The 13,060-nt window shown below is 62.6% G+C and carries 15 protein-coding genes; 7 read left to right on the forward strand and 8 right to left on the reverse strand.

What is annotated here, in order from left to right:
• The first annotated feature begins 4 nt into the window (after window positions 1-4).
• Entirely contained in the window at window positions 5-499 is a 495-nt protein-coding gene (locus LOY51_RS10360; RefSeq protein ID WP_125858189.1) for an NUDIX hydrolase, read from the forward strand.
• Here LOY51_RS10360 and glsB read toward each other — a convergent pair.
• On the reverse strand, window positions 468-1,388 hold the full coding sequence (glsB, locus tag LOY51_RS10365; RefSeq protein ID WP_125463559.1) for a glutaminase B: 921 nt from the start codon (window positions 1,386-1,388) through the stop codon (window positions 468-470). The genes LOY51_RS10360 and glsB overlap by 32 nt on opposite strands.
• A 225-nt stretch (window positions 1,389-1,613) precedes the next feature.
• On the opposite strand from glsB, the gene LOY51_RS10370 reads away from it, so the two are divergent.
• From LOY51_RS10370 to LOY51_RS10385, 4 genes are all read left to right on the forward strand, one after another.
• A complete protein-coding gene (locus LOY51_RS10370) occupies window positions 1,614-2,843 on the forward strand; it encodes a DUF1835 domain-containing protein (RefSeq protein ID WP_258646080.1) in 1,230 nt (409 codons plus the stop codon).
• A 221-nt stretch (window positions 2,844-3,064) separates the two neighbouring features.
• On the forward strand, window positions 3,065-4,564 hold the full coding sequence (locus tag LOY51_RS10375) for a sensor domain-containing diguanylate cyclase (protein ID WP_125858191.1): 1,500 nt from the start codon (window positions 3,065-3,067) through the stop codon (window positions 4,562-4,564).
• Between the two features lie 70 nt (window positions 4,565-4,634).
• On the forward strand, window positions 4,635-5,591 hold the full coding sequence (locus LOY51_RS10380; protein ID WP_125858192.1) for a bifunctional helix-turn-helix transcriptional regulator/GNAT family N-acetyltransferase: 957 nt from the start codon (window positions 4,635-4,637) through the stop codon (window positions 5,589-5,591).
• A gap of 155 nt (window positions 5,592-5,746) precedes the next feature.
• Window positions 5,747-6,388 (forward strand): LysE family translocator, encoded by a 642-nt coding sequence (locus LOY51_RS10385; RefSeq protein WP_125858193.1) that lies wholly within the window; start codon window positions 5,747-5,749, stop codon window positions 6,386-6,388.
• Window positions 6,389-6,391: 3 nt separating this feature from the next.
• On the opposite strand, the gene LOY51_RS10390 is transcribed toward LOY51_RS10385, so the two are convergent.
• From LOY51_RS10390 to LOY51_RS10405, 4 genes are read right to left on the reverse strand one after another with little or no spacing between them, the layout of a single operon-like run.
• Window positions 6,392-7,321 (reverse strand): LysR family transcriptional regulator, encoded by a 930-nt coding sequence (locus LOY51_RS10390; RefSeq protein WP_125858194.1) that lies wholly within the window; start codon window positions 7,319-7,321, stop codon window positions 6,392-6,394.
• A 17-nt stretch (window positions 7,322-7,338) separates the two neighbouring features.
• Entirely contained in the window at window positions 7,339-7,848 is a 510-nt protein-coding gene (locus LOY51_RS10395) for a flavin reductase family protein (protein WP_125858195.1), read from the reverse strand.
• 25 nt (window positions 7,849-7,873) lie between these two features.
• Window positions 7,874-8,905, reverse strand: a complete 1,032-nt coding sequence (locus tag LOY51_RS10400) for a methionine synthase (RefSeq protein ID WP_125858196.1) — start codon at window positions 8,903-8,905, stop codon at window positions 7,874-7,876.
• Between the two features lie 26 nt (window positions 8,906-8,931).
• Entirely contained in the window at window positions 8,932-9,915 is a 984-nt protein-coding gene (locus LOY51_RS10405) for a DUF1852 domain-containing protein (protein ID WP_125861283.1), read from the reverse strand.
• Between the two features lie 286 nt (window positions 9,916-10,201).
• Between LOY51_RS10405 and LOY51_RS10410 the strand changes: the two genes are divergently transcribed.
• Window positions 10,202-11,131, forward strand: a complete 930-nt coding sequence (locus LOY51_RS10410; RefSeq protein ID WP_258646084.1) for a malate dehydrogenase — start codon at window positions 10,202-10,204, stop codon at window positions 11,129-11,131.
• A gap of 24 nt (window positions 11,132-11,155) precedes the next feature.
• On the opposite strand, the gene LOY51_RS10415 is transcribed toward LOY51_RS10410, so the two are convergent.
• Window positions 11,156-11,863, reverse strand: coding sequence for a tellurite resistance TerB family protein (locus LOY51_RS10415; RefSeq protein WP_125858198.1), 708 nt, complete (start codon window positions 11,861-11,863; stop codon window positions 11,156-11,158).
• Between the two features lie 101 nt (window positions 11,864-11,964).
• Window positions 11,965-12,141: a hypothetical protein gene (locus LOY51_RS10420; protein WP_190306049.1), complete on the reverse strand. Its 177-nt coding sequence runs from the start codon at window positions 12,139-12,141 to the stop codon at window positions 11,965-11,967.
• A 165-nt stretch (window positions 12,142-12,306) separates the two neighbouring features.
• On the opposite strand from LOY51_RS10420, the gene LOY51_RS10425 reads away from it, so the two are divergent.
• On the forward strand, window positions 12,307-12,465 hold the full coding sequence (locus LOY51_RS10425; protein WP_125858199.1) for a DUF2986 domain-containing protein: 159 nt from the start codon (window positions 12,307-12,309) through the stop codon (window positions 12,463-12,465).
• A 65-nt stretch (window positions 12,466-12,530) separates the two neighbouring features.
• On the opposite strand, the gene LOY51_RS10430 is transcribed toward LOY51_RS10425, so the two are convergent.
• Window positions 12,531-13,028 carry a GNAT family N-acetyltransferase gene (locus LOY51_RS10430; RefSeq protein ID WP_125858200.1) on the reverse strand — a complete coding sequence of 166 codons (498 nt, stop codon included), beginning with the start codon at window positions 13,026-13,028 and terminating at the stop codon, window positions 12,531-12,533.
• Between the last annotated feature and the right edge of the window lie 32 nt (window positions 13,029-13,060).

The following is a 13,060-nucleotide window of genomic DNA, read 5'->3' on the forward strand; positions in this document are numbered from 1 at the left end:
GTAAATGCGCGAGCGCAAATCGGCACGACTGCTGGTCATCAACCCGCAGCGACGGGTGCTGTTGTTCAGGTTCGTGCACACGCAAGGTGCGTTGGCCGGTGACGATTACTGGGCTACGCCGGGCGGCGGGCTGGAGGCGGGCGAGAGCTTCGAGGCCGCGGCCATTCGCGAGTTGCGTGAAGAGACCGGCATCGTCATCGATGCGGTGGCTGAGTCCATCGCCGAGCGCCGCTTCCCGCTGGTGCTGCCCAGCGGCGAAGAGGTGCTGTCGGTGGAGCGCTATTTCATCGTGCAGGTGGTGCAACGCGCGCTGTCCAACGCCGAGTGGACTGCAAACGAATGCGCGGTGATTGCCGACCATCGCTGGTGGTCGGCCGAGGAGCTGCGGGCGACCACCGACACCGTATGGCCGCAATGGTTGGTTGGCAAACTGGAGGAAGAGGGCGTGTTTGCTTCGGCGCCGGATCTTACGACAGCGCCGCAAATACCGACCCGGTAATCCGCTCGCTCAACAGCTCCAGTGCCCGCAGCCCCGCCAGCGAATTGCCCGCGGCATTGAGCGCCGGTGACCACACGCAGATGCTGTAGCGCCCCGGCACCACCGCGACGATGCCGCCGCCCACGCCGCTCTTGCCGGGCAAACCCACCCGGTAGGCAAAATTGCCGGCCTCGTCATACAGCCCGCTGGTGGCCATGATCGCGTTCACCTGCTGCGCCTGGCGCGCGCTCAGCACCTGCTCGCCGCTGTTGGGGCAATAGCCGTTGTTGGCCAGGAAGGCGAACCCACGCGCCACGTCGACGCAGCTCATCGACAGCGCGCAGTGGTGGAAGTAACTGCGCAGCACCGCGTCGACATCGTTGTGGAAGTTGCCGAAGGCCTGCATCAGGTAGGCCATGGCCGCGTTGCGCGCGCGGTGCTGGTATTCCGACTCGGCCACCACGCTGTCGCTGACGATCTTCGGGTTGGCCGCCAGGCGGCGGACGAAGTCGCGCATCGACAGGGTCGGGGTGGCGTAGCGTGACTGGTTGATGTCGCAGATCACCAGGGCGCCGGCGTTGATGAACGGGTTGCGCGGGCGGCCTTTTTCCACCTCCAGCTGCACCAGCGAGTTGAACGCCTGCCCCGACGGCTCGTAGCCCAGCCGCGACCAGATGCCTTCGCCGCTGTGGTTGATCGCCTGGACCAGGCTGAACACCTTGGAGATGCTCTGGATCGAGAACGGCGTTTGCGCGTCACCCGCGCAGTGCAACTGGCCGTCCAGGCCCTGCACGGCGATGCCCAGCTGGCGCGGTTCGACCTGGGCGAGGGCGGGGATGTATTGAGCCACCTGGCCTTGTTCGAGCAGGGGGCGGACGTGGTCGAGGATCTCTTGCAGAAGTGCTTGCATCGGGGGACCTGGGGCGAAAGGGCAGCGCTTGCGGGAAGTCCTGATAGACGCAGGCCAGCGGCTTCGGAGCACATCGATTGCATCAAGCGCTGCCAGCCGCTAGAGTCTCGCCCCAGGCGTTCGCTGCGCCCGCGGTCCGCGCGAAGGGGTTGCCCAGGCACAGCACGATTTCTTTACATTCCAGCTCCCGGCTTGTCGGCGGACCGAGCCCCACAAGGAGTTGGCATGCCCGCCATTCATGCATCCCGCCATCACGGCCTGATTGACCTGCCCGCCTTGCGCAAGCGCGCCAAGCGCCTGCTGAAAACCCTGGACGACGAAACCTGCGCCCAACTGCGCGCCCTTGGCTTGCCCGGGCCCGAGTATCGGCTGGCCGACACCCAGTGGCTGGTCGCCCGCGAAGCCGGTTTCCCCAGTTGGCCAAAGCTCAAGGCCCATGCCGATGCCGTCGATTTCGCCGCCCGCCACCCCGGTTTTGCCAGCGACGGCGAAGCGCAGGTGCAGCATTGGCGCTGCGGCAACGATATCGAGCACAGCCTGCGCATCGCCGGGTTTACCGGTGCCTTCCACATGTTCGACGACCCCATGGTCATGGGGCCGGTGCCGGCGTTGCCGGAGGCTGCGTACTGGCAGGTACGTACCGAGTATGTACTGCGGGCGTTCAAGCTCCCGGCGCAGGATATCGAACAGCGCCATGCCAGGCAGCGCGCAGCATTGGCGCAGTTGAACAGCGACAGCGAAATGGTCCTCTGGTGCGAGGCGGACGCCTACGACCAATTGTTCCTGATTCGCGTACTGGCCAGCTTGCCGTGCCTTCCGCGCCGCCTGGAACTGATCGAAACTCGCCAGGTTCCCGGCGTGCAGCGCTTTATCGGTATCGGCCAACTGGCCCCTGATGTACTGGCCTGGCTGTGGCCACAACGCCGCGCCCTCGGCGAGGACGCCTTGACCCTGGCGCGGCAGGCCTGGGCCGCCTACACCGCACCAGACCCGCGCGCCTGGGCGCAGCTTGCCAGCCGCCCGCATTCGGCCCTGCCGCTGCTGCAGGGTGCGCTGGCGCGCCAGCTGCAGGAACTGCCCGGCGCCGAGGATGGCCTGAGCCTGACCGAGCGCTTGACCCTGCGCATCCTCGCGCGCCTGGGCGAGCAGCCGGCGGCGCGGGTGTTCGCCGAACTGATGGCGAATGAGGAGCCACTGCCATACCTGGGCGACATGATGTTCGGCGTGCTGCTGCGCCCGTTGATCGACAGCCCACGGCCATTGCTGCTCGAAGGCGAGGGCGACAGCTGGCAACAACGTCAGTTACGCCTTACGGCGCTGGGTGAGCAGGTGCTGGGCAGGCAGGCCAACTGGCTTGACCAACAGCCGGCCGAGCGTTGGGTGGGCGGGGTGCGGATCGCTGCTGGCCAGGCGCCCTGGGTAGTGAATGAGGCAGGGCAGGTGTGGCAGCAATGAACACCTGAGTTCGCAACGCCGCGTGTCGTCGCTTTTCAAGCGTCGACACCGCGGCAAAATGCGTCGCGCATAGCAAACGTTTTCCCCTTGCAGCGGTTGTGGTTACTGCGCTGCTACGCGACTCCTTGTATCCTTGCCCATGGCCAGGAATGCGCCTTGTGCCGTTGCCTGCAGGTAATGGCAGCCAGCTTGAGAATTCGGAATCTCCATCAGGTACTGACGTGAAGCGTGACATCCACCTCGTTGTGCTCTTGCTACTGGTTATTGGTTGTTCGCTGGCATCGCTGACCCTGTGGAAAGTCATGGCTTCCCGGGAGCGTGCGCTGGAGGAGGTGAACGTCCACGGGCTGAACCTGACCCAGGCCCTGTCGACCTATTCCGAAGGCATCGTGCGCCAGAGCTCGTTGCTGCTGCTTGGTTTGGTCGAGCGTCTGGAGACCGAAGGCAGCGGCCCGGCGCAGATCGAGCGGCTCAGAACCCTGGTGAGCCGTCAGCAGCCGCTGATGCCGCAGCTCAGCGGCGTCACCATCTACGACAACCAAGGCCGCTGGCTGATGTCGTCCAACCGGCCGATCCCGTCGGGTGCCAACAGCAGCGACCGGGCCTATTTCATCCATCACCGCGACGATCCTTCGCGCGAGCCCTTCATCGGCCTGCCGATCCGCAGCCGCTCCAACCAGGAGTGGGTGATCACCATCAGCCGCCGTTTCAATGACGCCGATGGCGCGTTTGCCGGGGTGGTGGCCGTGACGCTGGGGGTGCAGAACTTCCTGAGCCTGTTCGGCCAGATCGATGTCGGGCAGGAAGGCGCGATCGGCCTGTCCTATACCGACGGCTCGATGCTGGTGCGCTATCCCTTCCGTGAGCAGGACATGGGGCGCAACTTCGCCAAGTCGCCGATCTATGCCAAGTACCTGGTGGAGCAATCCGTGGGGACTGCGTCGTTCACCTCAAGCCTTGATGGCGTCGAGCGGTTGTATGCCTTTCGCAAGAACGACCGGCTGGGGCTGGTGACCACGGTCGCGGTGGGCAAGCACGAAGTGCTGGCGGCATGGAAGCTCGAAGCGCTGGTGTCGCTGTTGGTGGTGGCCGGCCTGCTGGGCCTGACGGGCGTCATCGGCTGGATGCTGATCCGCGATATCCGCCGCAGGACCGCCGTGGAGGGTGAACTGCGGGTCACCCAGCAACAGTTGCTTGACTCCAACCAGCAGCTCGAACGCCTGGCGATGAACGATGCCCTGACGGGCCTGGCCAACCGCCGCTGTTTCGATGAAACCCTGGCGCTGGAAGTGCAGCGCGCCCAGCGCCAGGGCACGAGCCTGGCGTTGCTGATGATCGATATCGATTACTTCAAACTGTACAACGACACCTACGGGCATGTTGCCGGCGACGCCTGCCTGCGCGAAGTCAGCCACGTGCTGCAGGCCTGTGTCCGGCGCGCCGGTGACCTGGTGGCGCGCTATGGCGGTGAGGAAATTGGCGTCATCCTGCCCAACACCGAGCGCGATGGGGCAGAGGCGGTGGCACGGCATGTGCTCGAGCGGCTGAGCCAGCGAAGCATCGAGCATCGCACCAGCCCCTTTGGGCAGGTTACCGTGAGCGTCGGCATTGCCTCGGTGCCGGGGGCGCAACTGCACAGCGGCCAGGCCTTGATCGACGGGGCTGACCAGGCGCTTTATGGCGCCAAGGGCGCCGGGCGCAACCAGCAGGCCTGTGCCTGACGCAGGCGAGCTGGACAGCATTTTCGGTATATGGTTGTATGTTGCAACTAATTACTGGCGAGGCTGACAGATGAACATCGATCCTTCCCTGGTGGAGCAGATCCGTAGCGCTTCACGCACCATGGTTCGCGAGCTGGGCTTCATGGGCAACACCCTGGCGGGCACTGCCCATTCGCCCTCGGCGGTGCATGCGTTGCTGGAACTGGGCAACTGTGGCGCGTTGACGGCGGCGCAGTTGGTGCAGCTGCTGGGCCTGGAGAAGTCCAGCGTCAGCCGCATGGTCGCCAGGTTGATCGATGCCGACGAGGTCGAAGAAGCCGCTGGCGAAGCAGACGGCCGTACCAAACGCCTCACCCTGACCGCCAAGGGCCAGCGCACGGTCGAGGCGATCCATGCCTTTGGCCAGGCCCAGGTCAGCAGCGCGCTTGCCGTACTTGATACCGCGCAACAGCAGGGCGTGGCGCAAGGGCTGCAAGCCTATGCCCAGGCGCTGCAGGCTCATCGCCTGGGCACCGAGACAAAGCCAGCCAGCGCGATCCAGATCAGTTCCGGTTACCGCCCCGGTCTGATCGGCCGTATTGCCGAAATGCATGGGGTGTACTACGCCCGGCACTCAGGCTTCGGGTCGTACTTCGAGCGCAAGGTCGCCACTGGCGTGGCCGAGTTCATCGGGCGCCTGGACGATCCGCGCAATGCTATCTGGGTGGCCAGCCAAGGGGAGCGCATCGTTGGCTCGGTGGCCATTGATGGGCAGGGCCATGGAGACAGCACCGCCCATCTGCGCTGGTTCATTCTGGACGACGGCTGCCGAGGTGCTGGCGCGGGCCGCCGCTTGCTTCACGAGGCCATGACGTTCTGCGACCGGCAGGGGTTCTCGGCCATCGAGCTCTGGACATTCAAGGGGCTGGACGCGGCGCGGCGCCTGTATGAGTCGTTCGGCTTCGAGCTTACCCACGAGGCGCCCGGTGATCAGTGGGGCGCGAAGGTCATCGAGCAGCAGTTCGTGCGGCGGGTGGGGCCGCGGTAGCCTGCCATTGCGCTCACTTGCCCTGAGCATCCGCGTCCGCAAGCCTGTGCTCAAGCGCATGCGCACGGTGCACTGGCCCGCTCTAGTACGGGGGCGAGCGTTTATCAGCAAGCTTCTGTAAGCTGCTGGCTCCACCCTCCGCAGAGTCCTTGAAAATGGATGCCCACTCGATTCTTGCCTTCACCCTGGTCGCCGCGATCGCCATTGCCAGCCCTGGCCCCGCAACGCTGATGGCGATCAATAACAGCCTGGCTCACGGGCAACGCAGCGCGGTGTGGTCGTCGCTGGGCAACGCCAGTGGGCTGTTCTGCCTGTCGGCGGCGGCGATGCTGGGCCTCGGCGCATTGCTGGCCAGCTCCGAATGGCTGTTCAACGCGGTGAAGATCCTCGGTGCCGGCTACCTGTTCTACCTGGGCGCCAAGCAGTTGCTGAAGAAAAGCCCGATGCTGGTGGACGGCCTCGAGGACGGCGCGAAGAAGGCCAGCCCCACGCCGCGGAAACTCTACAAGTCGGCATTCCTCACGGCGGTGACCAACCCCAAGGCGACCATGTTCTTCACTGCGCTGTTCCCGCAGTTCATCGACCAGGGCGCCGCGCTGCTGCCGCAGTTCCTGATCCTCACCAGCATCTTCATGGCGTTGTCGCTGGCGTCGCTGAGCCTGTATGCCGCGCTCGCCACCCGGGCCAAGGGCGTGCTGACCCGGCCGGCGCTGTCGCGTTGGGTGAGCCGAGTGGTGGGGACCACCTTCATTGGTTTTGGCGCGGCGATTTTGACCATGCGCCGGCAAGGGGTGTAACGCTCAGGCCACGGGCGTCGACACCGTATTGACGCCCTCCAGCGTGGCAAAGGAAATGTCCTTTGCCGTGAGCAGGAAATCACTCATGTAGGGTACTTCGAGCATGTCGCTGCGAACCGCTGCGTACAGCGTGGCGTGCAGGCCTTGCTCGCCCAGGCGCTTGGCAATCACATAACCGCGCAAGCTGTACTCATGCACCGCCCAGTTTGGCAGGCAGCAAACCCCACGGCCGCTGGCCACCAACTGCATCATCATGATCGTCATTTCTGCGGTGCGCACCTGTGCCGGCTCGATCTCGGCCGGTTCGATGAAGCGGGTGAAGATATCCAGGCGGTTGCGCTCGATCGGGTAGGTGATCAGGGTTTGGCTGGCGATATCGGCAGGTTCCACATAGGGCTTTTCACGCAGGGCATGGTGCTTGTCGATGGCCAGCATGGCTTCGTAGCCGAATAGCGGCACGTAGGTAATGCCGGGCAGGGGGATGGGGTCGGAGGTCACCACGAGGTCGAGGTCCCCGCGTTCCAGGGCCGGCAGCGGCGCGAACGACAACCCCGATGCCAGGTCCAGTTCGACGTCTGGCCAGGCGCTGCGGAATTCGTCCAGCGAGGGCATCAGCCATTGGTAGCAGCTGTGGCATTCGATCGCGATATGCAGCCGGTCGGCTGTGCCGCCAGCCAGTTTGCCCAGGTTGCGTTCCGTCGTGCGGATCAGGGGCAGTACCTGGTCGGCCAGTTGCAGCAGCTTGAGGCCGGCGGTGGTAAAGCGCACCGGCTTGGACTTGCGCACGAACACGGGCATGCCGAGGCGGTTTTCCAGCTCGCGGAACTGGTGCGACAGCGCCGACTGCGTGAGGTGCAGGCGCTCGGCGGCGTCGGGCAGGCTGTCCGTTTCGCGCAAGGCATGCAGTGTACGAAGGTGTCTCAAGTCGATCATGAGCAGAAGGCAAAGCCTCAAGCCGCGTCAGGCGCGGCGAGGTTGCAATAGTTTCCTTTGAAATACAGCAGGGGTTGCGTAGCCGAGGCTTCATGCAGCTTTAACGCTTTCACTTCGCCGATGACGATCAGGTGATCCCCGGCTGCGTGTTCGGCGTGAATCTGGCAATCAAGCCAGTGCAGGCTGCCGGCGATGACCGGGTTGCCCAAAGGCGAGGCCTGCCATTGGACGCCATGCCACTTGTTTGTGCCTTTGCGGGCGAACTGGTTGGAAATCCCGACCTGCTCACCCGACAGGATGTTCACCGCAAAGCGACCCGCCTGGCGCATGCCGGGATAGCTGGCCGAGCTGGCCATCACGCTGAATGACACCAGCGGCGGGCTCATCGACACGCTATAGAACGACTGGCAGGTGAAGCCGAGCGGCTCGCCATCGATGAGCGAGGTGATGACCGTGATGCCGGAGGCGTAGTGCCCGAGCGCTTCGCGAAAGCGCGAGGGCTCGATGGCAGTGGTGGAAAGTGACATGGAGGGACCTGATGTTTACCTGCCCTTAATTGGCCAGGAGTTCTCTGCGGACGATTTCTGCGCCTGCACTCAAGGCACTCAGCTTGCCGCGGGCGACCTGACGGGGCAGGGGGGCCATGCCACAGTTGGTGCAAGGGTAGAGCTTGTCGGCATCGACGAACTGCAGTGCCTTGCGCAGGGTATTGGCCACTTCCTCGGGTGTTTCAACGGCGTGGTTCGCCACGTCAATGGCGCCGACCATCACTTTCTTGCCGCGGATAAGCTCGATCAGCTCCATGGGGACATGAGAGTTGTGGCATTCCAGCGAGATGATATCGATGCTGGATTTTTGCAGCTTGGGGAAGGCCTCTTCATATTGCCGCCACTCCGACCCCAGGGTCTTTTTCCAGTCGGTGTTGGCTTTGATGCCATAGCCGTAGCAAATATGGACGGCGGTTTCACACTTGAGGCCTTCAATGGCCCGTTCCAGGGTGGCAACCCCCCAGTCATTGACTTCGTCGAAGAACACATTGAATGCCGGTTCATCGAACTGGATGATGTCGACACCGGCAGCTTCCAGCTCCCTGGCTTCCTGGTTGAGGATCCTGGCGAATTCCCAGGCCAGTTTTTCGCGGCTTTTGTAGTGGTTGTCATACAGCGTATCGATCATGGTCATGGGGCCTGGCAGCGCCCATTTGATCGGCTGCCCGGTTTGCTGACGCAGGAACTTGGCATCTTCGACAAACACCGGTTTTTGCCGCGCTACAGCGCCCACCACTGTCGGTACGCTGGCGTCATAGCGATCACGGATGCGCACGGTTTCACGCTTCTCGAAATCAACGCCGCTCAGGTGCTCGATGAAGGTGGTTACAAAGTGCTGGCGGGTTTGCTCGCCGTCACTGACGATATCAATGCCGGCGTGTTGCTGCTCCTGCAATGACAGGCGTAAGGCATCCTGTTTACCTTCGATCAATGCCTGATCTTGCAGCTTCCAGGGTGACCAGAGTGTCTCGGGTTGTGCCAGCCAGGAGGGCTTGGGCAAACTACCTGCCGTCGACGTGGGTAACAGCTTTTTCATGAAGATGGCCTTGTATTTCCAATGGATCAGGCAGCGTAGTTGGCGGACCACTGCTCAAGTATCGAGTGATAAGGTTTGATGAAGTGTTCCTCGACGAAGCGCCCCTGCTCGATAGCCAGGCGGCTACGTTCCTCTCGGTCGTAGACAATGCGCGTCAGCGAATAATCTTCATGCTTCAGGCTGGGCTGGTAGGATTTCCCTGCCGCAGAATTGGCATTGTAGATTTCGGGGCGGTAGATCTTCTGGAAGGTATCCATGGTGCTGATGGTGCTGATCAGCTCAAGGTTGCTGTAGTCACCGAGCAGGTCGCCGGAGAAATAGAAGGCCAATGGTGCCACACTGTTCGGCGGCATGAAGTAACGCACCTTCATGCCCATTTTGGCGAAGTAGTCATCGGTCAACGAGTGTTCATCTTGCTGATATTCATAACCCAGTACCGGGTGCTGGTTTTCAGTGCGACGGTAGGTCTTGCTGCTGGAAATACTCAGGCAGATGACAGGTTGTTTGGCAAAGTGTTCTTTATAGGTTGTTGAGCTGACGAAGTGCTTGAATAACTTTCCGTGCAGTTCTCCAAAGTGCTCTGGCGTGCTGAACGCTGGCTGGTTTTTATTGTGCCCCAGGAGTAGCACGCTAAAGTCGTAATCGCGCACGTAAGACGAAAAGTTGTTCCCCACCATGCCGGCCGTGCGTTCGCCGGTTTTTCGATCGACTATTTGTGTTTTCAATAGTTCGATCAGCGGCAGGCCGTTTTCGGCGCTTGCGACATCGATGTTCATTTCGACGGAAATGATTTCAAGCTCGACGCTGTAACGATCCCCGTGTGGATTGTCCCAGTGCGCCAAGGCATTGAAGCGGTTGTCAATCATCCGCAGGGTGTTGCGCAAGTTCTGCCGGCGACTCGCACCTCTCGCCAAGTTGGCGAAATTGGTCGTGAGGCGGGTATTTTCGGAGGGCTGATAATTTTCGTCGAAGCGAATGCGCTTGATAGAAAATTCAAAGTCCGTTTTCACCATGATCGGGGTCCCACTCAAATATTCATAGATACTGCAATTGGTATGTATTTTATGTGGCGGTACTGAGCGAGTGGAACTGAATTGATTTCACAAGCCCTTTAGTCACGCTCATGACCGCTGCGCTGCTCAATGCGACCAGCAAGGCGGAGCAGCATGGGGCGATGCAATGAAAGGCGGCTTTGGGTCGATAACGCAGCTTCGAGTGGCCTTCTGGCGCCAGGGGTCGATACTTCTCTGTACAGGCGTGCGCGCTGCGGGTTTCGCGCACTGCGGGAGGTGGTAGATGAACAAGTTATCGATTGTAGGTGCCGGCATGGTGGGCGAGGCGGCGGCCCAGGTCATCGCCCGGGAAGAGTTGTGCCGCGAGTTGATGTTGATCGATGTGCAGGGCGAGTTGGCGCAGGGCAAGGCGCTGGATGTGTGGCAGGCGGCCATCGAGTCGGGGTCCGATACCCGGGTGCTTGGCGGGGCCGATGCCGAGATGCTGCAAGGTTCCGACCTGGTGGTGATTACCGCGGGCGTGCCGCGCAAGCCAGGGCAATCGCGTCAGGATGTGCTGAGCATCAATCTGCCCATTCTCGACAGCATCCTGCTGGATATCAGGCACCATGCACCGGCGGCGACGTTGCTGGTGGTGTCGAACCCGGTGGATGTGCTGACCTATAGGGCCTGGTCCCGCAGTGGGCTGGGGCGCGACAAGGTGTTCGGCCAGGCGGGGGTGCTGGATACCGCGCGCATGAAGTGTTTCATTGCCGAGCAAACCGGATTTTCCGCCCGCGACATCACGGCGCTGGTGCTCGGCGGCCATGGCGATAGCATGGTGCCGTTGATGCGCTACTGCGCGGTCGGCTCGGTGCCTTTGTCCCAGTTCCTGTCAACCGAGCAGATCGAGCGGATCGTGCAGCGCACTCGCCAGGGTGGCGGCGAGATTCTGGGCTTGAAGAAGCTGGGAAGCGCCTGCGATGCACCCGGTGTGGCCATCGCGCAGATGGTCGATGCCATCGCCAATGGGCGCAACCGCATATTGCCGACGGTGGCGATCCTCGACGGCGAGTACGGGCGAAAGGATATCGCGATGGGTGTGCCCTGTGTGCTGGCAGAGGCAGGGATCAAGCGTGTGATCGAGCTGCCCCTGGATGCGCAGGAGCAGGCGATGTTCGATCATTCAGCCGACCAGGTGATGCGTGACATCGCAGAGATGAAAGCGATGTAAGCAGGTGAGCGCATCGCAGCCCGCTCAGGCGCCTCCCTTGGCCTGCTGTTCAAGGTGCAACTGCAAGGTCGGATCGATTTGCAGTGCGCTGGCCAGTTCGTCGAGGTAGGCCCGCTCTGCGTCCTGCTGGTCATCCACCAGCATCACGCTGGCCAGGTACATCTCTGCGGCCATGGCCGGGTCCCGGGCGGACTGAGCCACTTGCACGGCATCGAGCGGCCTGCTGACTTCTTCATCCAGCCATTGCTGAAGTTGCGGGTCGCTGGTCTGACGTTTGATTTCGGCGTAGATCAACTGCTCTTCCTGTTCGTCGATGCGGCCGTCCGCCTTGGCGGCCGCAATCAGCGCGCGCAGGATGGCATGGCTGTGGTCCTCGGCCTCGGGGCCGGACAATTGATCGACAGTACGCAGCGCCTGTTGCGGGGCTGCCGCCTGGCTGCGCTGCCAGCTTTGATAGGCCTGGAACGCCATCATGCCCAACGACGCCAGGGCCGCGTAATTGGGGCCACCCGCGGAGCGCCCCTGGCCAGCGCTGCCGCCGCCACCCAACAGGCCGCCCAGCAAACCACCCAGGCCGCCGCCAGCCGAACTGCCGCCGCCGCCAAGCAGGCCGCCAAGCAAGCCACCCAAACCGCCCAGGCTGTCTTGCGCTGAACTGCCGGCGCTCCCTTGTTGCGCTCGCGAGCTTTGCCCGGCCCGGAGTAACTGCTCGAGCAGATCACTGGTGTTCATGGCGCCGCCCTCGGTTGGTAGTGGTTGCCCAGACAGCAACGATAGCCCTCTCAAGGCGATCTGCCATGACCGCCTGACCGATGGGAAAGCAGGGGTAATGCTCAGGTGGACTTGCGCTGACGCGAACGTTGATATCGGTTAAAGCCGATCTGTATCGCTGCTGCCACCAGGCACAGCAGGCCGATTTTCAGCGTCGGGTCCATGGCGTAGTGTTCGCACACTTTGCCCACGGCAATCACGCTCACGAAAATGGCGATCGGTAACAACAGCTTTTGCATCCCATACTCCTGGCATCGAGTCTTCAAGACTTCTGTGTGGTGGGCGAGGGTATCGCGTTGCCGACCAACAAGCAGCAATGCCGTGCAGCGCTTGCCGTCGCCGACGGTGCTGCAGGCCGGTATGATGGCGCCTGTGCATCAAGCCCGACCTACCCGGACAACCCAATGAACCGCCAGAAAAAGATCAAGCAGCTCCTTAAAGCCCACGCGAAAAAGGCCAGTGCCAAGTTGGCGCCGCGCAAGCCCAAATACATCTGCAAGGCCGACCGGGCGAAGCTGGCTGCCGAAGCCGGCGCCCTGGCAGATACCAGCGCCGAAAGCTGATCCTGCCCCTGCGCGCACTCATTGCGCGGCAGATCATCCGGTTGACGCAGGCCCGCTGATGGGCCTCAGCCCGGCAGCACCATCACCATCTCGTGCCAGGCCATGCCGCCATGGTCGGAAGCCGAAGGCTTGACGTAGCGGTAGCCCATGCGCGCATACAGCTCGACATGGCGCTCCTTGCACATCAGGTGAAGGGTGCGCTTGCCCATCGCCTGCATGCGCTCAACGAAGGTGCGCATCATCAGGCTGGCGTAGCCTTTGCCCTGGTGGGCCGGGTCGATCACCACCGACATGATCACGGCGTTGGGCGCCGCGCTGTCATGGCCCACCAGCTCCTTGAATGCCTCGTCGGACATCACCACCTGGTGGGCGCAGCCACAGTTGATGAAGCCGATCACTTGCCCCGCCAGTTCCATGATCAGGAAGCCTTGTGGGTACTGGGCGATGCGCGTGGCGATCTTCTCGCGGGTGGCGGCTTCGTCGCCTTCATAGGCGCTGATTTCGATTTCGAAGCAACGGTCGACGTCGGCAGGGGTGGCGGTGCGGAAGGCGGGGAGGGGCATGGCGGTCTCGGGTAAAGAATCAGAGGCCGCCA

The organism is Pseudomonas sichuanensis (assembly GCF_024749065.1).
GTDB lineage: Bacteria > Pseudomonadota > Gammaproteobacteria > Pseudomonadales > Pseudomonadaceae > Aquipseudomonas > Aquipseudomonas sichuanensis.

What these genes read in the sequence shown, in the direction of transcription:
- LOY51_RS10410 (WP_258646084.1), top strand. Translation starts at nt 10,202, where the DNA reads ATGAACAAGTTATCGATTGTAGGTGCCGGCATGGTGGGCGAGGCGGCG.
- LOY51_RS10430 (WP_125858200.1), bottom strand. Translation starts at nt 13,028, where the DNA reads ATGCCCCTCCCCGCCTTCCGCACCGCCACCCCTGCCGACGTCGACCGT.
- LOY51_RS10415 (WP_125858198.1), bottom strand. Translation starts at nt 11,863, where the DNA reads ATGAACACCAGTGATCTGCTCGAGCAGTTACTCCGGGCCGGGCAAAGC.
- LOY51_RS10425 (WP_125858199.1), top strand. Translation starts at nt 12,307, where the DNA reads ATGAACCGCCAGAAAAAGATCAAGCAGCTCCTTAAAGCCCACGCGAAA.
- LOY51_RS10385 (WP_125858193.1), top strand. Translation starts at nt 5,747, where the DNA reads ATGGATGCCCACTCGATTCTTGCCTTCACCCTGGTCGCCGCGATCGCC.
- LOY51_RS10360 (WP_125858189.1), top strand. Translation starts at nt 5, where the DNA reads ATGCGCGAGCGCAAATCGGCACGACTGCTGGTCATCAACCCGCAGCGA.
- LOY51_RS10400 (WP_125858196.1), bottom strand. Translation starts at nt 8,905, where the DNA reads ATGAAAAAGCTGTTACCCACGTCGACGGCAGGTAGTTTGCCCAAGCCC.
- LOY51_RS10390 (WP_125858194.1), bottom strand. Translation starts at nt 7,321, where the DNA reads ATGATCGACTTGAGACACCTTCGTACACTGCATGCCTTGCGCGAAACG.
- LOY51_RS10420 (WP_190306049.1), bottom strand. Translation starts at nt 12,141, where the DNA reads ATGCAAAAGCTGTTGTTACCGATCGCCATTTTCGTGAGCGTGATTGCC.
- LOY51_RS10395 (WP_125858195.1), bottom strand. Translation starts at nt 7,848, where the DNA reads ATGTCACTTTCCACCACTGCCATCGAGCCCTCGCGCTTTCGCGAAGCG.
- LOY51_RS10380 (WP_125858192.1), top strand. Translation starts at nt 4,635, where the DNA reads ATGAACATCGATCCTTCCCTGGTGGAGCAGATCCGTAGCGCTTCACGC.
- glsB (WP_125463559.1), bottom strand. Translation starts at nt 1,388, where the DNA reads ATGCAAGCACTTCTGCAAGAGATCCTCGACCACGTCCGCCCCCTGCTC.
- LOY51_RS10370 (WP_258646080.1), top strand. Translation starts at nt 1,614, where the DNA reads ATGCCCGCCATTCATGCATCCCGCCATCACGGCCTGATTGACCTGCCC.